This window comes from Enterococcus sp. DIV0546 (assembly GCF_051712785.1).
Lineage (GTDB): Bacteria > Bacillota > Bacilli > Lactobacillales > Enterococcaceae > Enterococcus > Enterococcus faecalis.
Window position 1 is genome coordinate 2,103,431 of record NZ_JBIOPO010000001.1, and the last position, 22,050, is coordinate 2,125,480.

Annotated in this window: 24 protein-coding genes; 2 read left to right on the top strand and 22 right to left on the bottom strand. The window is 37.5% G+C overall.

The features are described 5' to 3' along the window. Positions 1–61: 61 nt before the first annotated feature. The 21 genes from IGJ24_RS10160 to groES all read right to left on the bottom strand — a co-directional run bounded on the left by IGJ24_RS10160 (position 62) and on the right by groES (position 20,169). Complete coding sequence (locus IGJ24_RS10160) at positions 62–970, bottom strand: F0F1 ATP synthase subunit gamma (RefSeq protein WP_002359606.1); 909 nt, start codon at positions 968–970, stop codon at positions 62–64. Positions 971–985: 15 nt separating this feature from the next. Then, positions 986–2,542, bottom strand: coding sequence for a F0F1 ATP synthase subunit alpha (atpA, locus tag IGJ24_RS10165; RefSeq protein WP_002356555.1), 1,557 nt, complete (start codon positions 2,540–2,542; stop codon positions 986–988). Between the two features lie 28 nt (positions 2,543–2,570). Further along, positions 2,571–3,113, bottom strand: a complete 543-nt coding sequence (atpH, locus tag IGJ24_RS10170) for an ATP synthase F1 subunit delta (RefSeq protein WP_002356554.1) — start codon at positions 3,111–3,113, stop codon at positions 2,571–2,573. Further along, positions 3,100–3,630, bottom strand: coding sequence for a F0F1 ATP synthase subunit B (gene atpF / locus IGJ24_RS10175; RefSeq protein WP_002365031.1), 531 nt, complete (start codon positions 3,628–3,630; stop codon positions 3,100–3,102). Before atpF ends, atpH begins: the two co-directional genes overlap by 14 nt. Before the next feature lie 137 nt (positions 3,631–3,767). Next, entirely contained in the window at positions 3,768–3,989 is a 222-nt protein-coding gene (gene atpE / locus IGJ24_RS10180; protein WP_002356552.1) for an ATP synthase F0 subunit C, read from the bottom strand. 48 nt (positions 3,990–4,037) lie between these two features. Continuing rightward, positions 4,038–4,757 (bottom strand): F0F1 ATP synthase subunit A, encoded by a 720-nt coding sequence (atpB, locus tag IGJ24_RS10185; RefSeq protein WP_002356551.1) that lies wholly within the window; start codon positions 4,755–4,757, stop codon positions 4,038–4,040. Between the two features lie 302 nt (positions 4,758–5,059). Continuing rightward, entirely contained in the window at positions 5,060–5,524 is a 465-nt protein-coding gene (gene smpB, locus IGJ24_RS10190; RefSeq protein ID WP_002356550.1) for an SsrA-binding protein SmpB, read from the bottom strand. Positions 5,525–5,536: 12 nt separating this feature from the next. Then, positions 5,537–7,900 carry a ribonuclease R gene (gene rnr / locus IGJ24_RS10195; RefSeq protein ID WP_289865632.1) on the bottom strand — a complete coding sequence of 788 codons (2,364 nt, stop codon included), beginning with the start codon at positions 7,898–7,900 and terminating at the stop codon, positions 5,537–5,539. Next, a complete protein-coding gene (locus IGJ24_RS10200; protein WP_002384145.1) occupies positions 7,900–8,673 on the bottom strand; it encodes an alpha/beta hydrolase in 774 nt (257 codons plus the stop codon). The genes rnr and IGJ24_RS10200 overlap by 1 nt, the downstream gene beginning before the upstream one ends. A gap of 145 nt (positions 8,674–8,818) precedes the next feature. Next, the gene (gene secG / locus IGJ24_RS10205; RefSeq protein ID WP_002356546.1) at positions 8,819–9,055 is read right to left on the bottom strand and encodes a preprotein translocase subunit SecG; all 237 of its coding nucleotides are present in this window, start codon (positions 9,053–9,055) and stop codon (positions 8,819–8,821) included. A gap of 167 nt (positions 9,056–9,222) precedes the next feature. Further along, the gene (locus tag IGJ24_RS10210) at positions 9,223–9,498 is read right to left on the bottom strand and encodes a GNAT family N-acetyltransferase (RefSeq protein ID WP_002356545.1); all 276 of its coding nucleotides are present in this window, start codon (positions 9,496–9,498) and stop codon (positions 9,223–9,225) included. Beyond that, on the bottom strand, positions 9,488–9,772 hold the full coding sequence (locus IGJ24_RS10215; protein ID WP_002356543.1) for a (4Fe-4S)-binding protein: 285 nt from the start codon (positions 9,770–9,772) through the stop codon (positions 9,488–9,490). Before IGJ24_RS10215 ends, IGJ24_RS10210 begins: the two co-directional genes overlap by 11 nt. Positions 9,773–9,863: 91 nt before the next feature. After that, complete coding sequence (locus IGJ24_RS10220; RefSeq protein ID WP_002368884.1) at positions 9,864–11,693, bottom strand: heavy metal translocating P-type ATPase; 1,830 nt, start codon at positions 11,691–11,693, stop codon at positions 9,864–9,866. A 168-nt stretch (positions 11,694–11,861) separates the two neighbouring features. Next, a complete protein-coding gene (gene nadE / locus IGJ24_RS10225) occupies positions 11,862–12,689 on the bottom strand; it encodes an ammonia-dependent NAD(+) synthetase (protein WP_141428739.1) in 828 nt (275 codons plus the stop codon). Positions 12,690–12,691: 2 nt separating this feature from the next. Continuing rightward, positions 12,692–14,176 carry a nicotinate phosphoribosyltransferase gene (locus IGJ24_RS10230; protein WP_077932753.1) on the bottom strand — a complete coding sequence of 495 codons (1,485 nt, stop codon included), beginning with the start codon at positions 14,174–14,176 and terminating at the stop codon, positions 12,692–12,694. Between the two features lie 77 nt (positions 14,177–14,253). Continuing rightward, positions 14,254–14,664, bottom strand: coding sequence for a GtrA family protein (locus IGJ24_RS10235; RefSeq protein ID WP_002356537.1), 411 nt, complete (start codon positions 14,662–14,664; stop codon positions 14,254–14,256). Positions 14,665–14,882: 218 nt separating this feature from the next. Further along, on the bottom strand, positions 14,883–16,430 hold the full coding sequence (locus tag IGJ24_RS10240; RefSeq protein ID WP_289865631.1) for a glucosaminidase domain-containing protein: 1,548 nt from the start codon (positions 16,428–16,430) through the stop codon (positions 14,883–14,885). A gap of 15 nt (positions 16,431–16,445) precedes the next feature. Further along, positions 16,446–17,156: a hypothetical protein gene (locus IGJ24_RS10245; RefSeq protein ID WP_289865630.1), complete on the bottom strand. Its 711-nt coding sequence runs from the start codon at positions 17,154–17,156 to the stop codon at positions 16,446–16,448. Positions 17,157–17,179: 23 nt separating this feature from the next. Continuing rightward, complete coding sequence (locus tag IGJ24_RS10250) at positions 17,180–17,899, bottom strand: response regulator transcription factor (protein WP_289865629.1); 720 nt, start codon at positions 17,897–17,899, stop codon at positions 17,180–17,182. A 302-nt stretch (positions 17,900–18,201) separates the two neighbouring features. Continuing rightward, entirely contained in the window at positions 18,202–19,827 is a 1,626-nt protein-coding gene (gene groL / locus IGJ24_RS10255) for a chaperonin GroEL (protein WP_002362559.1), read from the bottom strand. A gap of 57 nt (positions 19,828–19,884) precedes the next feature. Next, positions 19,885–20,169 (bottom strand): co-chaperone GroES, encoded by a 285-nt coding sequence (groES, locus tag IGJ24_RS10260; RefSeq protein ID WP_002356531.1) that lies wholly within the window; start codon positions 20,167–20,169, stop codon positions 19,885–19,887. A gap of 232 nt (positions 20,170–20,401) precedes the next feature. On the opposite strand from groES, the gene IGJ24_RS10265 reads away from it, so the two are divergent. Beyond that, complete coding sequence (locus tag IGJ24_RS10265) at positions 20,402–20,578, top strand: hypothetical protein (RefSeq protein ID WP_002356530.1); 177 nt, start codon at positions 20,402–20,404, stop codon at positions 20,576–20,578. Between the two features lie 18 nt (positions 20,579–20,596). Then, positions 20,597–21,250: a CPBP family intramembrane glutamic endopeptidase gene (locus IGJ24_RS10270; RefSeq protein ID WP_002356529.1), complete on the top strand. Its 654-nt coding sequence runs from the start codon at positions 20,597–20,599 to the stop codon at positions 21,248–21,250. Between the two features lie 39 nt (positions 21,251–21,289). Here the strand turns inward: IGJ24_RS10270 and IGJ24_RS10275 are convergent, their stop codons facing one another. Then, the gene (locus IGJ24_RS10275) at positions 21,290–21,940 is read right to left on the bottom strand and encodes a redox-sensing transcriptional repressor Rex (protein ID WP_002356528.1); all 651 of its coding nucleotides are present in this window, start codon (positions 21,938–21,940) and stop codon (positions 21,290–21,292) included. Positions 21,941–22,050 lie beyond the last annotated feature (110 nt).

Genomic DNA, 22,050 nt, shown 5'->3' on the forward strand with positions numbered 1-22,050 from the left:
CCAGTCTTCATAAAGTCACACGCTTTGAACGTTTTTATAAACGTTCAAACGTAAGACTAGATTATTCTAGTGCAGCTGCACCAGCAACAATTTCTGTAATTTCTTGGGTAATCGCCCCTTGACGAGCACGGTTATAAGAAATTGTTAAATCGCTAATAATATTTTGCGCATTGTCAGTGGCTGTTTTCATGGCGGTCATCCCAGCAGCATGTTCTGCTGTTTTCGCATCAATGATCGCCCCATAAATTAAGCTTTCTGCATATTGTGGTAATAATTGATCCAAGATTGCTTCAGGTGAAGGCTCTAAAAGATATTCTTGTTCGTAAGAGGTCGCCTCTGATGGATCTAAATCAGTAATTGGCAACATTTTTTCCACACGAAACTGACTCGTTAGTGAGTTAACGTGGTGATTATAACAAACATACAATTCATCAAACACTTCGTTTTGGTACATAGTCGTTGCCGTTGTCACAATCTTACGGACTTCTTCAAACGTTGGTTGATCCGTTAAGCCTCTGAGCTCATAGGAAACATCGATTCCGCGTGCTTTAAAGAAATCCGCCCCTGTACCACCAATGGCGATTAAGGCATATTCTTTATTAGAATCATGGTCTTCTTGAATCATACTCATGGTTTGTTTTAAGATTGAGCTATTGTAGCCACCAACTAACCCTTTGTCAGAAGTGATAACGATATAGCCTGTTTTTTTGACAGGTCGTTGTGCTAACATCACATGATAGTTCCCTTCACTAAGAGAAGATTGTTCTGTTTCACGTAATTCACTTAACTGAGCAGCTACTAAATGCGTAACGACACTACGAATTTTTGAAGAATATTCTTGAAAGCTTTTAGAGGCGCCTTCTGACTTGGTCAATTTGGCTGCAGAAACCATTTGCATCGCTTTGGTAATTTGGCTTGTCTTTTTTGTTGATGCAATGCGTTGTTTGATTTCGTTTAATGAAGCACCCAATGTCGCTCACCTCTCTTATGCGTTATCGATTTTTTCTAAAGCTTCTTTGGCTGAATCTCCGCTATTGTTTGCCGCTGCAAACATTTCAGAAAACTCTGTAATCGCTGCATCTAATGCATCAGTATCTGGTAAGTCTTTCGTAGTACGAATGGTTTCCAATAAGTCTGCATGTTTGCCATCAAAATAATCGAATAAATCTTGTTCAAAGTGTAAAATTTTATCCACGCTCACGCTATCTAAAAAGCCGTGTGTTAACGCATATAAAATTAAGACTTGTTTTTCTACAGGCAGTGGCGCATGTAGTTTTTGTTTTAAAATTTCTACCGTACGACGACCACGGTTTAATTTAGCTTGTGTTGCCGCATCTAAATCAGAGCCAAATTGTGTAAAGGCTTCTAACTCACGGTAACTAGCTAAGTCTAAACGAAGCGTTCCGGCAACTTTTTTCATTGCTTTGATTTGCGCTGATCCTCCGACACGAGAAACAGATAACCCAGCATCAACGGCTGGACGAGTGCCTGCATAGAACAAGTCGCTTTCTAAGAAAATTTGTCCATCAGTGATTGAAATAACGTTTGTTGGAATATAAGCAGAAATATCGCCTGCTTGTGTTTCAACGAATGGTAAGGCTGTCATTGAACCGCCACCTAATTCATCACTTAATTTAGCTGCACGTTCTAATAAACGTGAGTGTAAATAGAAGACATCCCCTGGATAAGCTTCACGACCTGGTGGACGGCGTAATAGTAGAGAAAGTTCACGATAAGCCACGGCTTGTTTTGATAAGTCATCAAAAATAATTAAGACATGTTTGCCGTTATACATGAATTCTTCACCCATTGCAGTTCCTGCATATGGTGCAATGTAAAGTAATGGTGCTGGTTGTGAAGCCCCTGCAGTCACAACGATTGTATAATCTAAGGCACCAAATTTACGAAGTGTTTCTACTTGGTTACGAACAGTAGATTCTTTTTGACCAATCGCTACATAAATACAAATTACATCTTGTCCTTTTTGGTTAATAATTGTATCAATTGCAATCGATGTTTTCCCTGTTTTACGGTCTCCAATAACTAATTCCCGTTGTCCACGACCAATTGGTACTAGGGCATCAATGGCTTTTAAGCCAGTTTGCATTGGTTCAGCAACAGATTGACGTTGCATAACACCGGGAGCTGTTGCTTCCACAGGACGTGTTTTGTCTGTTTTAATTTCGCCTAAACCATCTAATGGTTGACCTAATGGATTAACAACACGGCCAATCAAAGCTTCTCCAACGGGTACTTCCATGATTTTGCCTGTGCGTTGTACTTTATCTCCTTCACGAATGGTTTCAAAATCGCCAAGGATAATAATCCCTACATCATTTGTTTCTAAGTTTTGCGCCATTCCGTATGAACCGTTTGAAAACTCAACAAGTTCTCCACTCATGGCATTTTCTAAACCGTGGGCGCGGGCAATTCCGTCACCGACGTAAGTGACTGTTCCAACTTCTTCAACAGCAAGCTGTTGTTGATAGTTTTCGATTTGTTCTTTAATCAAGGCACTGATTTCTTCTGCTTTGATAGCCATTCAATTCACCTCTTTGTAGTCCTAAAGATTATTTTAATAACTTCTGCTGCATATGTTCTAATTGTTTGCGGATGCTGCCATCGATTACTTGATGGTTTGCTTCAATAACCACTCCGCCGACAATTGACGGGTCAATTAAATTGACTAAATGCGCTTGTTCATACCCTAATAATTGGGCAGCTTTTTCTTCCATTGCTTGATGTTGTTCTTTTGATAAAGGAATGGCTGTTGTCACTGAACCCAAAATTAGTCCTTGGTGCTCATCATAACGTCGTTCATATTCATCAATCATCAAGAGCAGATCGTACATGCGACGATATTCGTAAACCACTCGCAAAAAGTTTTGCATCATTTCACTAAAACCTGTTACTAGTTTTTCCATGATGCTGTCTTTTTCATAAGGTTCTAAGCGATCATCACTTAAAATATCGCCGATACCAGGTACTTGGTGATAGACTTCGCGAAGCGTCAATAATTCTTGATAAATTGCTTCAGCTTGGTTCTTTTCAACTGCCAACTCAAACAAAGCCTTGCCGTAGCGTTTACCAACTGTATATTTATCTAGTTTCATTTGCTTTACCTAAACTTTCAATATAAGAATCAATCAATGCTTCATGTGCATCTGGTGTTAATTCTTTATTTAAAATTTTGGCTGCAATTTGAAGAGAAAGATCTGCCACTTCATTTTTTACTGAAGACAATGCTTCTTCACGTTCTTGAGAAATATCTGTCCGAGCTTTTTCGCGTAGGCGAGTAACTTCCGCAGTTGTTTCTTTTAATGTTTTTTGGCGAGTCTGTTCTCCACTTTCTTTCGCGTTTTTAATAATTTCAGCTGCTTCTGATCTGGAAGAAAGTAATTGTTGTTGACGTTCTTTTTCCATTTTCGCTGCTGCTACGCGAGATTGTTCTGCAGAGTCTAAATCGTTGGCAATTTTTTCTTCACGTTGTGTCAAAATATCTACGATTGCTCCCCACGCATATTTCTTTAATAAGAGCATCAAGATTAAAAATGCACCACTGACAACAATCATCGTGCCTAGTGTGGTACTAGGAGCCGTTTCACCGACTACCAATGTAGTAAGTAGCATGAAGTCTCAACTTCCTTTCCTGCAAAAATCGATTTAGCTTCTTCAACTGCTTTATCACCAGCTATTGAAAAGGCTAAAGATAGAAGAAAGCAGTGACGGTCCCGATAATAATCAGCGTCCTGCCTCCATTTTATTGCTTATCTGAATAAAAGTAATAAAGAAACAACGACACCTAAAATTGGCACAGCTTCGATTAAAGCGACCCCGATAAACATTGTTGTTCTTAATTGACCAGACATTTCTGGTTGACGAGTCATTGACTCGATTGTTTTTGAAATAACTTGTCCGTTACCGATAGCGGCTCCGATAGCTGAACCGAAAATTGCAATTGCTGCTGCGATAAAATTTAATCCTTCCATTGTGTAAAATCCTCCTAAAAGATAATTTTTGTCCTTCGTATTTCTTGATTATTCTTCTGTTTCAATTTTGTGTGACATATAAACCATTGAAAGTGTCACAAAGATAAACGCTTGGATACATCCAATAAAGATTGAGAATGCTACCCAAATCATTTCTAGCGGAATTGCTAGTGGGATAACCCATAATCCGACGCTTGCTACGGTTCCAGCAATTAAGCCCAATAGAACTTCGCCGGCAAAAATGTTTCCGTACAAACGCAAGCCTAATGTTAATAGATTCGTGAATTCTTCCATTAATTTTACCGGTAGTAAGAAACCAACGGGTCTTAAATAACTATTAACTAGATAGCCTTTAAAACCAAAGCGTTTCATACCAAAGAAGTGTGTTAAGACAATCATCATCATCGCTAATGTTAAGGTTACGATTGGATCGGCGGTTGGACTTTTCCAAACGCTGAGATCGTCGCCCACAACGATTTTTGTAACGAGACCCAAGATGTTTGAAACAAGTACAAACATGAAAAGGGTAAACGCCATTAAATGAAAATTGCTCACTTCTTTACGAGGTAAATTGTCTGTAATGATTCCACGAATAAAATCCACTAACCATTCGATGACCGTTTGTTTGCCTTTAGGTCGTAGCTTCATATTTCTCGTACAAGCATAGACAAAGGCGAAAACAATGATACACGTCAACAGCACCATCAAAACAATGGTTCCATCAAACCAAATTGGTCCGATATTGAAGAGTAATTTCTTCTCTTCCAAATCAATTCACCTCTTTTCCAACAATCTTTCAGAAGTTTCATCCTACTCCTGAGTGATAATCCCTGGCAAAGCTATCGTACCACCACTTGTTGATAATTTACAAATAGTTTACTTTTAAAATTTCATGTGTTGAAAATTGGTTGGAAAACCTTTTCCATAAACCAATCTAATGCAGGGTGGTACTGCTTTCCGAAGCGATTAAAAAATGAATCATTTACATTCATTTACTCAACACTTACCAGATTTTACACCTAATCCGAAGAAAGGCAAGCAAATATGCGAAAAAGAATAAATTTACATTTTTAACGTCGGTTATTTTTTAATGTTCGGCTGATTTGTCGGTCAACTTCCTTACGTTTCAAGTCTTCACGCTTGTCGTACTGCTTTTTCCCTTTAGCTAAACCAATCAAAACTTTGGCATAGCCGTCTTTAATATAGACCTTCAAAGGTACTAATGTGATACCTGTATTTTTGGTTTCGCCGATTAACTTATTAATTTGTTTTTTGTGTAATAATAATTTTCTGGTACGTAATGGGTCATGATTAAAAATATTGCCTTGTTCATATGGACTAATATGAACATTATACAAAAAGGCTTCTCCGTTTCGAATTCGTGCAAAACCATCTTTTAAATTGATACGACCATTACGAATAGATTTGATTTCTGTTCCTTGTAAAACAAGACCTGCTTCAACCGTATCGATAATTGAATAATCATGTCTAGCTTTGCGGTTTTGTGCGATTAATTTTCCTTCCCCTTTTGGCATAAGCGACCTCCTCTACTTCTTCTTTTTCCCTTTTTTATTTTTTTGTTTCATTGCTTCTTTATAAAAAGGTTGTTTTTTGCCTTTGCCTTTTTTCTTATTTTTCTTACCATCAAATGATTCATCTTTTTTATTTCTTCGTTGATTATTTGAACGAGTTGAAGAATTGGCTTTACCTTTTTTACGTCCTTTTGGTCCTTCGACTGGTGCGACTTCCTCAGCTGAAATCAATTCAAAATCAACTTCTCTTGTTTCTGGATCAGCTTTTTCAACACGGATTTGAACTTTCTGACCAATTTTCAAAGTCATTCCCGTCCGTTCACCAACTAACGCCATATGATTTTCAATAAAATGGAAATAATCTTGTTTTAAGTTGTTCACGTGAATTAAGCCTTCTATTGTATTAGGCAGTTCCACAAAGATACCAAATTTTGTGACTGAGCTGATGATCCCGTCATACGTTTCTCCCACTTTATCTACCATAAATTCGGCTTTCTTCATGGCGTCCACTTCACGCTCTGCATCAACTGCGCGACGTTCCATACTTGAACTATGATTGGCAATTTCTGGTAATGCTTCGTTCCATTTTTCTTGATTTTTTTCAGATTGATCTTGGCTATAGCTGCGAATCAAACGATGCACAATTAAATCTGGATAACGACGTATTGGTGAAGTAAAATGCGTATAATATTCAGCAGCCAACCCATAGTGTCCGTAGTTGTCTTCTGAGTATTTCGCTTGTTGCATACTTCTTAGCAACATCGTATTGATAACCACTTCTTCCGGCTTATTTTCAACTTGCTCTAAAACTTTTTGTAAATCTTTCGGTGAAATGTTTTCTTTTGTTCCTTTAACAAGAATGCCAAGTACTGCAGCAAAATCAAAGAAACGTTGCATTTTTTCTTCTTTTGGTTGTTCATGAATCCGATAAATAAATGGCAGTTTTAAGTCATGATAATGACGTGCCACAGTTTCATTCGCTGCCAACATAAAGGATTCAATTAATCGTTCACCCACGCCACGCGTGCGTAAAAGAATATCTTGGGGATGACCATTTTCATCAACTAGGACTTTGGCTTCACGATCTTCAAAAGAAATCGCACCACGGCGCATACGCATCTCTTCTAATATATGGTGCAGCTCGCCCATCTCTTTAAACATGGGAACTAGCTCTTTGTAGCGTTCTAACGTTTCAGGTTTTTGCTCTTCTAAAATTTCATTGACTGCTGTATAGGTCATTCGCTCCGTTGTTTGGATTACACTTTGGAAAATTTCATGCGAAATAACTTCTCCTTCTGGTGTAATTTCCATCTCACAACTCATGGTTAAACGTGGAACATGTGGGTTTAGCGAACAAATCCCATTTGATAATCGCTGCGGAATCATTGGCACAACTCGGTCAGTCAAATAGACACTTGTGCCACGTTCATACGCTTCCATATCCAATTGGCTTCCTTCAGTTACATAATAAGAAACATCTGCAATATGCACCCCTAAAAAGAAATTGCCATTTGCTAACTTTTGTACCGTTACTGCATCATCTAAATCTTTCGCATCTTCTCCATCAATCGTCACAATCAACTGATCACGTAAATCCCGACGACCGACTAAATCGCTTTCTGCAATAGTTTCTGGTACTTGGTCCGCTTCAGCCAAAACTTCATCAGGAAATGCTGTGGGAATTCCATGAGCCACCACGATTGATAAAATATCCATTCCTGGATCATTTTTATGACCAATCACTTGTTTGACTAGTCCTTCCATACTTGTTGGATATTCTTGATCTGGATAATAGGTAATTTCAGCAATGACAATACTACCATCTACTGGCTTAATCCCTTCAGGTGCAATTGATACAGTATACTGATTCAATTTCTTATCTTTGGGAATCATGTAGCCATACAGTCCCATTTCTGCCATTTCTTCTTCACTATATGCCACAAATTCTCCGACAACTTGGCTCACTGCTCGCTCTTTAATTTCTTTGACTTTACCTTCTGCGCCGCGATCTGAAAAAGGATCCGCATGTTGGATCACGTCGATTAAAACCGTGTCCCCATCCATTGCAAAGTTCGTTGCCTCTTTAGGAATGTAAACATCTGGTTCTTCAGGATCGATGGTCACGAAACCAAAGCCTCGTTCATTTGCACGAAACGTTCCTTCTATTAATAAGTCTTTCATTGGTAACAGGACTTTGCCTTTTTTGTTGAAACTAACTGACTTTTCTCGTTCCATTTGTGCAATGGTTTGCACTAAAATTTTAAAATCTGAACTTTTTTCTAAATTCAAGCCTTGTGCAATTTCTTCCATTGAAAAGCTTTTCTTTTTTTGGCTTTCCATGAAATGTAAAATTTGCTCTTTAATTGTTTGTTTTGTCATTATTTCTCCTCATTCCAAGGTAGTGTTGCTAAAAATTGCACCACATCTTGCTCTAATTGTTTGTGTTCTCCACTCACCGTAATGACATGTCCGCTGTTTGGGTACCATTGTAAGGTCACACGTGCTTGTGTTAGCGCTTGGGCCGTTTGATAGACGCCCATTGGCTCAATCATTTCATCTTTGCCAGCTTGCGCTAAGAAAAGAGGTGCGTGGATTTTGTTTAGTTTGTCAGCCGTCTGACTAGCAATCGTTTCAATCGCTCCTAATTGTTGTTTGACTCGTTGCTCAATCGATTGCAACCGGCTTTGTTGTTCCTCTGCAGGAACTTCTGCGATTTTCATCACATTTTCTGCGTATAATACGAAATTTTCTGGGACTTTATTTTCGACAGGGTAGATAGGTGAACAGAAAAATCCACCACCAATTAATCCTGTTAATTGTTCCGTTAATGCATGCATACTGAAAATCCCGCCCATTGATAAACCAAAAATGGCAATTTCTTGGTAGCCTCTTTCTCTCAAAAAAGCGACTGCTTCTTGTGTATCTTGCCACCATTGTTCCGTTGTTTGATCTAAAATATCTTCAGGAACTAGCGTGCCATGTCCTGAAAAATTAGGCGAATAGACAGTATAATTTTCTTTTTCTAAACGTCTGCTTAACATCCGTACATCATTACTGCTGCCAGAATAAGCATGTAATAAAAGGACCGCCCGTTTTCCTTTTTCTGAAAATAACGGCTTCGGTAAATTGATTTTTTTTGCCACTTCGCTCACCTCAGCTTCATTCTATCATATTCTCAAAAGAAAACCTTCCGAAATGATAAGTTTCAAAGACTTTTTCAGAAAGAAAAAGAACAGAAAAATAAGTGTCCGCACTCATCTCTCTGTTCTAAACTTGTCATTTTAAAAGATTACGTACTTATTTTGAAGATAAGAACGCCAAAACAAATAATAAAATCATCCAAATTGCGCCAAGAACTGCTGTTGAGCGTTGCATAACAGCTTCAAAACCGCGCGCTTTTTGCTTCCCAAATAATTTATCTGCACCGCCAGTGAAGGCACTTGCTGCACTGTTTTGTTTGCTTGGTTGCATCATAACAGTAATGACGATTAAAACAGATAAGATGATGACCAACGTTAAGATTAGATTATACATGCGTTAATTCTCCTTTTTATACAAATATGCGAAATTCATCTACTTTAATGTAGCATATTTTATCTGTAAACACCAGTGAAATTTAATGTCTTTCCCTATTTGTCTCTAATAGCAACAGCCGCAAGTAGGAATCAGATTTCTACTTGCGGCTGTTGCTAGTTTCTTCTTTATTTTCTCAATACGTCTCCGTATTCAGGTTTAGTATCAAATTCTTTTTTGGCAAATGGACATAGCGGAATAATTTTTTTATGCTCTTTTCTCGCTTTTTCAACACCGGCTAAAACAAGTTTTTCAGCTAATTTTTGTCCACGATAAGTTGGATCAACAAACGTATGGTCAATAATCATCATGCTTTCGCCAGCATCTGACCAAGTCATTTCACCAATTTCTTGGTTTTCATCGTTATATAGAGCAAAACGATTGTTTTCTTCTTTAATTTGCATATTCGTTCCCTGCTTTCCGAATATATTTTAGAGCACCACTTGGACATGAATCTACCACAATCATGTCATTTTCAACACTTCCGTTATCTGGAATAATCCATGGTTTCCGACCAACTTCAAAGACTTCTGGATTTCCGCGAACACAATTACCAATATGTTCACAAATATCTTTATTATAAAAGATATCAATTCCTTCCCCAGTATATTTACGGTAACCTTCTTTTAATAGTTGTTCTTCCGTGACTGGTTGCCCATCTATTTGGTTTCCTTTCATTGCACAATCTCTCCCCTGTAACTTATTAATATTAAAAACGTACCTTTATTTTACCACTAAGCTGGACATTCAGGCAATTAATTGTTCCACCTTACTTGCCAATTCGACGAGCACGCAAAGCAGATAAGATTGACACAGTGTCCACAACTTCTTGTAGCATAGCCCCGATTAGCGCCGGAATGATTCCAGTACTAGCAATTAGCATTAGTAAAACGCAGATAAAAATTCCGATTAATACAGATTGTTTGGCAATTTTCATGGTATCTTGGGCAATTTCGACCGCTTGGCTGACTTTACTTAAGTCATCTTTTAAAATAACAACGTCAGCAGTTTCACTAGCCGCAGTAGCTCCATGAGCGCCCATAGCAATACCTACGTCTGCAGCAGCAAGCGAAGGTGCATCATTTACACCATCCCCTACCATGATGACTGGATGGTTTTCTTTGGGCAATTCTTTTAGAATAGTTAACTTATCTTGTGGTAAACATTCCCCATGTACTTCGGTAATTCCTACTTCTGCAGCAATCGTTTCTGCGACGGATTCTTGATCCCCCGTCAGCATTAAAATTCGTTGAAGATGTAATTGGTGTAATTTTTCCATAGTCTCTTTTGCTTCTGGTCGTACTGTGTCTGTAAAAGTAATTCGGCCTAAATATGTGCCATTACGTGAAATATGAATGGTCGTTTTATCAATTTTTTCAGTTGTTTGAGACTCTTGTGTCACAAAATTCTTTTTACCTACCCGTATCTCAGCACCATCCACAAATGCCTTCACGCCAGCACCAGAAACTTCCGCTAGATCTGTAATATTTTTTAATGGGACATCTTGCTTTCTGGCATAAGCAACAATTGATCTAGCTAAAATGTGACTTGATTCTTGTTCCACGCTTGCTGCCAATCCCACTAATTCAGCAGCAGTTATTTCAGCATTGATTGGTTGGACTTGATCAACAGAAAGTTGTCCTTGCGTAATCGTGCCTGTTTTATCAAACGCAATCGTTTTTGCAGAAGCTAATTTTTCGACCATCGTTCCCGATTTAATAACGACCCCATGACGACTTGAACGACCCATCCCTGCCACTAAAGCAATTGGAGCAGATAGAATTAAAGGACACGGCGAAGCAACCACTAAGACTTCCGCAAAACGTGTCGGACTTTTTGAAACAAACCAAGCAACACCTGCAATTAAGTAGGCAATTAGTGTAAAAGGTACCGCATAGCGGTCTGCTAAACGTACAAAATGAGCTGGACGCGCCGCAGATTCTTTCACTAAGTTCACAATCGTTTGATATTGACTGTCGGCTACAGTTTTTTCAGCAACCATTTTCAAAGAGCCATCACCATTCACGGAACCCGACATTAATTCATCCCCAGGATTTTTTTCAATTGGTTTTGATTCTCCTGTTAATGAAGATTCATCGACTGTTGATGTCCCGGTTTTTACCAAGCCATCAACTGGAACTAGTTCCCCTGGTTTTACTACTAATTCATCGCCAACATTGATTTCCTCAACAGAAACATCTTCTAAATTTTCGCCATTCAAGCGATGAGCTTTTTGTGGCGAGTTATCCAATAATGACTTCAGCTCTTGGTTAGCTTTTCCAGCGGCATAGTCTTCTAATGAATCACCACCAGTCAACATAATTAAAATCATCAAACTGGCCCAGTATTCTCCCACAGCTAAGGTTGCAACGATAGCGGTAATCGCTAAAATATCGACACCATATTTTCCTTCACGTAAGGTTTGAATCATTTCCCAGAACATCATTAACGCCATTACAGAACCTGTTATTAAAATAATGCCATACGCCCAATTCGGCTGATGTAAAATAAATTCAAATAATAATGCCAAAACTCCTGTTATAATTGTAATCCCCAATTTTGTTACATGCTTCATCTCTTTTTCTCTCCCATCATTCACTTTACATTATTGAGCGTACCTTTTCTGTTTTGAAAAAGAAAGTGAAAACGCCTAAATGAAAACGACTTTCATTATCATAGGATAGTTGCTGTAGCAACGTTTACTTTCTGAAAAGTAGTTATGTAAAAAAAACACAGACCATCGTTCATTCGCCGATGGTCTGTGTTTTTATTTCCAAAAATCATCAAAAATTGTAATGGGTAAATGCCGTTTGTGTTGTCCTTTTTTATACCAGTTTTCAATTGTTTGTTGATCTGTTTCCGAGACTTTTTTGCCTTCCAAATAGTCATCAATGGCATCATACGTGACACCTAAGGCAACTTCATCTGCAACTAACGGTTTGTCATCTTCTAGATCAGCTGTTGGTATTTTTAGATACAAGGCTTCTGGTGCCCCAAGTTCTTTCAGCAAAGCTTTTCCTTGGCGCTTATTTAAACGAAATAACGGTAAAATATCCGCTCCGCCATCGCCATATTTGGTGAAGAAAGCTGTCACATTTTCGGCTGCGTGGTCTGTGCCAATTACTGCGCCAGCATTTTCGCCAGCTACTGCATATTGTGTAATCATACGTTGACGTGCTTTCATGTTCCCTTTATTAAAATCGTTAATTTGAACACCAGCGTTTTCTAGCGAACCAACCATTGCATCCACTGCTGGTTTAATATCCACTCGTAAAGAAACATCTGGCTGGATAAAGGCTAGCGCGGCTTGTGCATCAGCTTCATCTGCTTGCTCACCGTATGGAAGGCGAATCGCAATAAATTGATACGACATATCTCCTGTTTCTTCGCGCATTTCAGTCATCGCTAATTGTGCTAAGCGCCCAGCTAATGTTGAATCTTGTCCGCCACTAATTCCCAAGACAAAGGTTTTTAAAAAAGGATGTTTAGTTAAATAAGCTTTCAGAAAATCAATACTTTTACGAACTTCTTCTTTTGGATCAATTGTCGGTAAAACACCTAACTCTTGAATGATTTTTTCTTGAAGTGTTGTCATTTCTAGGCCTCCTTATTCACCGTTTCCGTTAAATGTTTAACGTCTTTACGCACTTTTTCCAATAAATTCATTTTGTGGTTCCAACAATCTGTTGAAAGGTCCACTGGATATTTCTGCGGATTCAAGTCCCGCTTGTATTCTTCCCAAAGTGAATCTAAATTTTCTTTTGCATATTGTTTAATTTCATCTAAAGTTGGTAATTCGTACACACGTTTTCCTTCAACGAAAATATCCTGGAGTACTGGCCGTGCTTCAAAATCACGGACATACTTATTAATAAAGGTATGAACGGGATGGAACATATAAATTTCTTCTTCTTGGCGAGGATCTTCATTCCAAAGTGTCACATAGTCCCCTTCTGACTTTTTATCAGATTTACGTGTAATGCGCCAGACTTGTTTTTTTCCTGGTGTTGTCACTTTTTCAGCATTGCTAGATAGTTTAATGGTATCTTTCATTTGACCATCTTCACCTTCAATTGAAACTAATTTAAACACCGCTCCTAAAGCCGGTTGATCATAGGCGGTAATCAGCTTGGTACCCACGCCCCATACATCAATTTTTGATTTTTGCATTTTTAGATTCAAAATCGTATTTTCATCTAAATCATTCGATGCATAAATTTTTGCTTCAGTAAAGCCAGCTTCGTCCAGTTGTTCACGAACTCGTTTAGAAATATAAGCCATATCGCCACTATCAATCCGCACACCTAGGAAATTAATTTTATCCCCCATTTCTCGAGCTACTCGAATTGCGCTTGGCACTCCCGCTTTCAAAGTATCATACGTATCAACAAGGAAAACGCAATCCCGATGTGTTTTGGCATACGCCATGAATGCTTCATAATCATTTCCATACGACTGAACCAATGAATGGGCATGGGTCCCACTAACCGGAATACCAAAAATTTTACCAGCACGAACATTACTTGTCGCGTCCGCCCCACCAATATAGGCGGCTCTTGTGCCCCAAATGGCAGCATCTAATTCTTGTGCCCGGCGTGTTCCAAATTCCAATAAAGGATCATCGCCTATCACGGATTTAATTCGAGCCGCTTTTGTCGCAATTAATGTTTGGAAATTCACCATATTTAGCAAGGCAGTTTCTACCAATTGACATTGTGCCAAAGGACCTTCAATTTGAATTAACGGTTCGTTATTAAAAACCAAATCCCCTTCTAAAGCAGAGCGTACAGTACATTTAAATTCAAAATTTGCTAAATACGTCAAGAAATCTTCTGGATATTCTTCAACTTCTCGGAGATATGCAATATCAGATTCTGTAAACGTTAAATTTTCGAGATAATTGACTAAACGTTCTAAACCTGCAAAAATTGCGTAGCCATGATTAAAGGGCATCTCTCTAAAGTAACATTCAAAAACAGCATGTAAATCTGCTCTCCCTAATTCCCAGTATGTTTGCATCATATTGATTTGATACATATCTGTATGCAATGTCAAACTATCATCTGCATATGTATAGTTCATCGTTTTCTACCTCTATTCTTTGTATTAAAAACTTGTTTATATTATAACAAAAAAATTTTTTTTAGCCTAAAATCTGCTTAGACCTCTTTTTCTTTAAAAATGAAAAATTTACTGAAGAAATAATTTAAAATCACTACTACAACTTGTGTAATCATTTTCGCCCAAAACGATGAAAAATGAATGCCATCAATTAGGAGAATCATTAAACCCATATCAGCCACAAAAGATAAAATTCGGTACCAATAAAATAAGCCCATTTCTTTAAAAAAACCAGCTATGCTTTCATGCTTACTTGCGAATACCCAATATTTATTCGTGAAAAAGGCAAATAGAACAGATAAAAACCAACTAATTGTGTTACTTATCTTGTAATCCAGCCCTAACACATTTTGACAAACAAAAAATACAACTAAGTTGACGACAGTCGTTGCACCACCAAAAAATAAATAAGCCAGTACTTCTCGGTATTTACGAAATAATTCTTTCAATTTTCACGCATCCTTTCAACTAATCATTTTATCAAACTTCGGCAAGAAAACCTATCTATTTTGTGTAAAGACACAATTCTCTTGCTAATTTTACTATTTATTAAGTATTTATGAAAAACATAATAAGAGTAGAGGATAAGTTCATCCATGAATGAACTTACGCTCTACTCTTACTCTAATAATATATTGACTCCATCGACCGATAAGTTAAATCAGCATTAGTCCTTTAGCTTAGGAAGTGCTATCGTTTGTCCTTCGGTTAATACAGAATACGTTAAGTCATTTGCCTGCTTGAGGGCGGTTAAGGAATAGCCCGTTTTTTTAGCAATTTTTGCGAGTGTCTCTCCTCTTTTTACTTCATAATACTCAGTAGACTCTGTTTTTGAGTCATTCGCTTTACCATTTGATTGCTCTGCTGTCTTCAAAGCATTAGTCACCGATTTACTGATTATTAGTGATTGAAGTAACGCTTGTTCTTTCGGTTCTAGAGAAGTCGCCGCTGTTTGCTGAGGAATCGTAATCTTTTGGCCAATATAAAACATTTCTTGAGTCTTTGAATTTTGTTTTAAAATGGCTGTTGCTGACACACCAAACGTCTGGCTAATGGTGGCGAGAGAATCTCCTTTGCTTACTTCATAGACGACTGCTTCTTTTTTTAGCTGTTCTTTGACTGCTTCCTTATCAAACGAAGGTTTCTTTTCTTCTGCCAAATTAGTCACTACTGGTTTCTTCTTTTCTTGATCGTATTCAGTTAATTGATAGGTTTCAATCAACGCGTTTAATTTTTTATCGTAATATGTATCCGTTGCATAACGACCTGTTAAAAATTTTGTTGCCTGCTGATAATTCGTCGTGTTTGCTTTCAAAATGCCGTGATAAAACGTTGGATTACCCGCCAGCCCATTGATGATTAATTTACTATAGTCTGTTAATGACTCTTTATAGGATGGATACTGACGAAAATCGGCATGAATGGTGGTCATCTTCCCTTTACCATCATCTTCTTGTGTGGGAAAGCTGACACTTTGACCTTGATAAGCGCCTTTAATGCCAAACAAATTATAATTAGGCGGCGCCGCTAACGCACTATTGCCCGAGCCGCTCTCTAAAATAGCTTGAGCTATCATGACAGAAGCGTATAGATCATGTCGCTGACCAATAACTCGTGCTTCTTCACCAATTTTTATAATAAACTCAGAAGTAGAAGCATTCTCTTGGACAACAAAATTTGCCTCGGCTTGTTGTTGAATTCCTGCTTGCTTTTCCTTTTCTTGACTATTGTCTATCTCTGAATGTGCCAACGGCTCTTTGGTCTTTTCAGTTAACGTAGAATTTTGTGGTTCCTGATTATGAGGTGACTTCTCAGTGAGCGCTTTACGCTCTTCAGATACTGGTTGCTCATTTTGTAACGATTCGGTTAGTTTAGTACTAGCAATTGGCTTTTCTTGTGGCGGTGAACTATTTTCAGATTCTGAAGGTTCCACATTATTTTCCTGATGGTCACCTCTGTCATTTTGTATTGAACTTTCTTGTTGTTCAGACGAACTTATTACTGTTTCGTTCAGCGTTGAAGAAGTAAGGGTTCCTTGGTCTTGATTGACTTGGTCCGCTCTTTTTTCTTCCAGCACTAGCTGTCGGCTTTCGTGACTCGTTTCGGTCTCCTCTTGAGCGATTAATGGTTCCGAATTGTAATAACTGGCTCCCGCATAAGTCCCTAAGACTCCAAGACATACCAACTTCAAATATCTTGCCTTTCTTTTTTTCATCCATTTCTCCTTTATTTACCTCTTTATTTCTGCTAATAATTGCTCTATCTGTTGGTACATTCCTGTTGATTCATTCTTGATGGTTAGAATTTGTTCACAATAAGCTTGGTACTCTCTTGCCACTTGCTTCATACGTGTTAAAGTTGCTAAACGTTGTTCCATCTCTTCATGAACTGTTGCAACTTGTTGGTTAGCTTGGGCAATTGTTTCTTTTGCTTGACGTTTGGCTTCTAATAAGACTTCGCCAATTTCTTTTTGAGAAAGCGTAACGGCTGTGTCTAAGTTCTCTTCGCTAGTCTGTTTCTGTTGTATCTTTGCTTCAGACAATTTTTTCTGTAAAGAAGTGATAGTTGCTTCTTTATCACTTAACGTTTCTTTAACATCTTTAAGTTGAACATCTTTTTCGACTACTTGTTTTTGTAATGCTTCCACTTCATTGGTTTGCATTAATAATTGCTCCGTTAGTTTTTTTATGGATTGCTGATATAGTTGATTTTCTTCTTCTAGTTTTTCAGCAAAAGAAAACGATTCTTCCGACAGTTCAGTCGGCACTTGTTGCTGGACCTGTTTTACTTTTGCGGCTTGCTCTTTTGCATAAACAACCTCGTCATCAAAGCTTGCTTCCTCTGTTACCTTTGGTTGTGCTTTCATCGATTGTTCATTTTCAAAATCCGGCATCTTCTCATACTCCTCATCTTCATTGTTTTTAGTCAAAAATTGCCACATCTTTTTCTCCCCCTTCGTACCTTTTACACCGTTAACATATAGCCTTTTGAACGAATTGTTTTGATATATTGTGGTTTGTTCACATCTTGTTCAATTTTTTTGCGCAAATGGAAAATCACATTAGCGACACGATATTTTCGTTCATTCGCAGTATCTTTCCAGACATTTTTGTAGAGTTCTTCATATGTAATTGTTTGTCCTGCGTGTTTGTATAAATACTCTATTGTGAAAAATTCCAATTTTGTTAAAAGAATTTCTTCTCCACTTCCCAAGCAAACACTCAAATTTGGCGCAATTAAATACAATCTCTCAGAAAGATTCTTAGTAACTGTTTGTTCCTCGTTTGCAATAGCTAATTTAGGATAAAAACGTCTTTTTACACGTTGCAATAAATTACTCATGCTTAACATGCATTCTTGACGATCATAAGAATGATCAAAAACGCCATCTGCACCTAATTGTAAATAAATAATTCGATTGACTTTACTAATTACTTCTGTCCGATAAAATAACCAAATCGGTAAATCTGACTGCTTGCGAATCGTCATTAATAACTCACAACAAGTATTTACTTGCTGGTGGTCAGTAACTTCAATCACTAATCCATCAATATGGTGCAAATGAAGAAGTATATTTGTTCCTTGGATGATCTGACATTCTACTTGATTACTAACAAACCAATTTTGACAGCATTCTTTTGTTTCAATTGTCAAAGGAACGACACCAATTGTATATTTTTCCATTTTTCCACCTCAATCTTCCTAATATTCCCCTTCAAAATATAATAATTTTTATTTATATTCTATTAATAAATAAAAATTACCAACTACTAGTTTTCAAAAAATGATTGTTATTACTAAATTTTATCGAATAAAAACAAGGCTGTCTAGCTAAAACGAAGCCTTTAAATTATCATCTTTTTTGTTAATTGAGTAAATATTTGAGAAAATACCATAAGCAAAGATATTATTTAGATTATTTATTCTTTATGTAAAAAAAAGCTTACGATTTTTCAATCGTAAGCTTTTAGAATACTTTTTTATTTTTACATCATACCGCCCATGCCCATTGATGGATCCATCATAGGAGCTGGTGCAGCTGGTTCTGGTTTGTCTGCAACAACTGCTTCGGTTGTTAATAATAAAGCTGACACAGAAGCTGCATTTTGTAAGGCAGAACGAGTTACTTTTGTTGGGTCAACAATACCGGCTTCAACCATGTTTACCCATTCACCGTTAGCTGCATTGAATCCGATACCTAAGTCAACATTTTTTAGTTTGTCAACAATCACTGATCCTTCATAACCAGCATTTTCAGCGATTTGACGGATTGGTTCTTCTAATGCACGAACGACAATCTTGATCCCTGTTGCCACATCGCCTTCAGCTTCCAACGCAGCGACTTTACCAATTACATTGACAAGTGCGGTACCACCACCTGAAACCATGCCTTCTTCTACAGCGGCACGTGTTGCGTTTAACGCATCTTCAATTCGTAATTTTAATTCTTTTAATTCTGTTTCAGTTGCAGCACCGACTTTAACGACAGCAACCCCGCCAGCTAATTTAGCTAAACGTTCTTGTAATTTTTCACGATCAAAATCAGACGTTGTTTCGCCGATTTGGTTTTTAATTAAATGAACGCGGGCATCAATGGCTTCTTTTGAACCAGCACCTTCAACAATTGTTGTGTTATCTTTGTCGACAACTACTTTGCTAGCATTTCCTAAGTTTTCAATGGTTGTGTCTTTTAACTCTAACCCTAAGTCGTCAGTGATTACTGTACCACCTGTTAAAATAGCAATATCTTCAAGCATCGCTTTGCGGCGGTCACCAAATCCTGGCGCTTTTACTGCGACAACATTAAATGTACCACGGATTTTGTTCAATACTAATGTTGGTAGAGCTTCTCCATCAACATCATCCGCAATGATCAATAGTGGACGGCTTTGTTGTAGAATTTGTTCTAATAAAGGTAAGATATCTTGAATATTTGAGATTTTTTTGTCGGTAATTAAGATATATGGATTTTCTAAAACAGCTTCCATTTTATCGTTGTCAGTAACCATGTATTGAGATAAATAACCGCGGTCGAATTGCATTCCTTCAACCACATCTAATTCTGTTTCAATCCCTTTTGATTCTTCAATGGTAATTACGCCGTCGTTACCAACTTTTTCCATTGCATCGGCAATTAATTGGCCGACTTTTTCAGAACCTGATGAAACAGCAGCGACTTGTGCAATCGCTTCTTTTGAATCAACTACAGATGAAATATTGTGTAATTCTTCTACTGCTGTTTTTGTTGCTAATTCAATCCCACGACGAATACCTAATGGGTTAGCTCCAGCAGTTACGTTTTTTAAGCCTTCACGAACAATGGCTTGTGTCAAAACAGTCGCTGTTGTTGTTCCGTCACCAGCAATATCATTCGTTTTAGAAGCAACTTCTGAAACTAATTTTGCGCCCATGTTTTCAAAATGATCTTCTAATTCAATTTCCTTAGCAATTGTTACTCCATCGTTAGTAATCAATGGTGAACCAAATGATTTTTCTAAAACAACGTTACGACCTTTAGGGCCTAATGTCACTTTCACTGTATCTGCTAATACATCTACTCCGCGTAGCATTGCTGCACGTGCATCTTCTGCAAATTTAATCTCTTTTGCCATGATTTCTTCACCTCATAATTTTTTTCTTCTATTATATTATTCTGTAAAAGTTGTTTATTATTCAACAGTGGCAATAATGTCTTTGGCTGATACAATTAAGTATTCTACGCCTTCGTATTTCACTTCTGTTCCTGAATATTTTTCAAACATTACTGTGTCACCAATTTTTACTTCCATCGGAACTTTTGTGCCATTTTCAAGCACACGACCTTCACCTACTGCGATAACTTCACCTGTTTGTGGTTTTTCTTTTGCAACGGATGCAAGAACAATTCCTCCAACAGTTTTTTCTTCTTCTTTCGCGACTCTAATTACGACGCGATCGCCTAATGGTTTTAACACAATAAATCCCTCCAAATAAAAAGTTTTCGCTTATTTTAGCACTCGATACACAAGAGTGCTAACTCACACTATTTATAATACTCATTTCACTCTAAAAATGCAAGTCTTTTCTCTCTTTTTCTTGTCAATTATAAGATACGCATTTTTTATTGCGTATTCTTTTTTCATGGAATGTTTTTCCAATCCTTTAATTCATGGTAAAATAAGTTGACTACGATTGGAGGCGAATAAAATGAAACAACGTTTACTTACAGCACTAATAGCAACATTCGTTTATTTTGTGATAGCGAATTTAGGAAATCTTGTTTTCAGTGTCACAGAAGGAATTGTTTCGACACTTTGGGAATCTCTTTTCTTTTTCTTATTCGTTTTTCTTTTATTAGGATATCGCAATAATCGTAAAAAATAATTATAGAAAGGATTAACCATGACCTTAAGAAAATCAAGTTTATTTATTTTAGTCACATACATTATCGCTTTTTTCGGGCCGTTACTTTTTTCGGGTATTTCCCCCAATGCAGCGATTAATGTGACAACTGCTCTCTACATTATTGGCGCCCTTGTAATGATTGGCATCTTTTTAAAAACCACAGAACCTTCTCCTTTAGAGGAAACCGCAACCTTGAAATCACCTATTTTTATTTTTTTACTAGGTGTTAGTGGGATTTTCATTGCCATGCTGATTCAAGGCGTTACTTTCGCCATTGAAGTAGCCATCACAGGAGAACAAGCTACTTCTCAAAATACGCAAGCTATTGTGGCGGTGATTTTGGCAAATCCTTTATTTATTTTGGCAACTACTATCGGTGGTCCGATTATGGAAGAATTTGTCTTTCGTTATGCATTTATCCATTTAATCCAGCCTTTTACAAATTTCTGGATTGCGGCTACTGTTAGTTCGGCGATTTTTTCACTCGCACATGCCGATGGTCACTTTTTTGTTTATTTCTTTATGGGATTTTTCTTTGCTCTTTTGTACAAGCAAACTGGAAAAATTTGGACCTCAATTATTGCCCATTGCGGCATGAATACGATTGTGATTATTGTTCAACTACTTTTGCATAATGGTGCAATTCAATAAGAAAAGGGCCTTTGTCTAAACGACTAGGCCCTTTTTTTCTTATTCTTCTTCGTCAATCAATTCGTTGTCATGATGTAAGAAATAAATTAATGTTTGTAATTCGTTGGTTAAGTCAACATTTTGAATTAATACTTCAGGTGGCGCTACTAAACGCGCAGCCGTAAAGTTTAGAATTCCTTTAACCCCTGCTTCGGCAAGTTTGTTCACAACTTCTTGTGCTTTGCGAGCTGGAATAGTTAAAATAGCTACTTCGATTTGTTGAACACGGATTTGTTCCATCATATCTTCCATTGGATAAACCGGAATACCGTCAACAATGCGTCCCACAATATCTTCATTCACATCAAATGCGCAACTTACACGAATACTGTTGCTTTGATGGAATTTGTACTTTAATAAAGCACTTCCTAAATTACCAACCCCGATTAATGCGACATTGGTTAACTCATCTTCATTCAACGTTTTTGCAAAAAAGTTCATTAAGTTTTCAACATCATAGCCGTACCCACGTTTACCTAATTCACCAAAATATGAAAAGTCACGACGAATAGTCGCACTGTCTACTTGTACCGCTTCACTTAATTCAGTTGATGAGACTTTATTTTTTCCTGTATCATGTAACATTCTTAAGTAGCGATAATATAAAGGAAGGCGTCGCGCCGTTGCTTTTGGAATAACTTGATCTTTCACAATTGGACCTCCAATACTTTCACTTAAATCTTATCCATTAACATAATAGCAGTTTTTCACAATAAAAAGCAATTCTATGGCTCAAAAATAGCATTTTTCTTCAAAAGTTT

Excerpts from the sequence above, each read along its gene's own strand:
- atpA (WP_002356555.1), bottom strand. The coding sequence starts at position 2,542 with ATGGCTATCAAAGCAGAAGAAATCAGTGCCTTGATTAAAGAACAAATC.
- atpH (WP_002356554.1), bottom strand. The coding sequence starts at position 3,113 with ATGAAACTAGATAAATATACAGTTGGTAAACGCTACGGCAAGGCTTTG.
- atpF (WP_002365031.1), bottom strand. The coding sequence starts at position 3,630 with ATGCTACTTACTACATTGGTAGTCGGTGAAACGGCTCCTAGTACCACA.
- atpE (WP_002356552.1), bottom strand. The coding sequence starts at position 3,989 with ATGGAAGGATTAAATTTTATCGCAGCAGCAATTGCAATTTTCGGTTCA.
- smpB (WP_002356550.1), bottom strand. The coding sequence starts at position 5,524 with ATGCCAAAAGGGGAAGGAAAATTAATCGCACAAAACCGCAAAGCTAGA.
- rnr (WP_289865632.1), bottom strand. The coding sequence starts at position 7,900 with ATGACAAAACAAACAATTAAAGAGCAAATTTTACATTTCATGGAAAGC.
- secG (WP_002356546.1), bottom strand. The coding sequence starts at position 9,055 with ATGTATAATCTAATCTTAACGTTGGTCATCATCTTATCTGTTTTAATC.
- IGJ24_RS10210 (WP_002356545.1), bottom strand. The coding sequence starts at position 9,498 with ATGCAAATTAAAGAAGAAAACAATCGTTTTGCTCTATATAACGATGAA.
- IGJ24_RS10215 (WP_002356543.1), bottom strand. The coding sequence starts at position 9,772 with ATGAAAGGAAACCAAATAGATGGGCAACCAGTCACGGAAGAACAACTA.
- nadE (WP_141428739.1), bottom strand. The coding sequence starts at position 12,689 with ATGACAACACTTCAAGAAAAAATCATTCAAGAGTTAGGTGTTTTACCG.
- IGJ24_RS10230 (WP_077932753.1), bottom strand. The coding sequence starts at position 14,176 with ATGAACTATACATATGCAGATGATAGTTTGACATTGCATACAGATATG.
- IGJ24_RS10240 (WP_289865631.1), bottom strand. The coding sequence starts at position 16,430 with ATGAAAAAAAGAAAGGCAAGATATTTGAAGTTGGTATGTCTTGGAGTC.
- IGJ24_RS10245 (WP_289865630.1), bottom strand. The coding sequence starts at position 17,156 with ATGTGGCAATTTTTGACTAAAAACAATGAAGATGAGGAGTATGAGAAG.
- IGJ24_RS10250 (WP_289865629.1), bottom strand. The coding sequence starts at position 17,899 with ATGGAAAAATATACAATTGGTGTCGTTCCTTTGACAATTGAAACAAAA.
- groL (WP_002362559.1), bottom strand. The coding sequence starts at position 19,827 with ATGGCAAAAGAGATTAAATTTGCAGAAGATGCACGTGCAGCAATGCTA.
- IGJ24_RS10265 (WP_002356530.1), top strand. The coding sequence starts at position 20,402 with ATGAAACAACGTTTACTTACAGCACTAATAGCAACATTCGTTTATTTT.
- IGJ24_RS10270 (WP_002356529.1), top strand. The coding sequence starts at position 20,597 with ATGACCTTAAGAAAATCAAGTTTATTTATTTTAGTCACATACATTATC.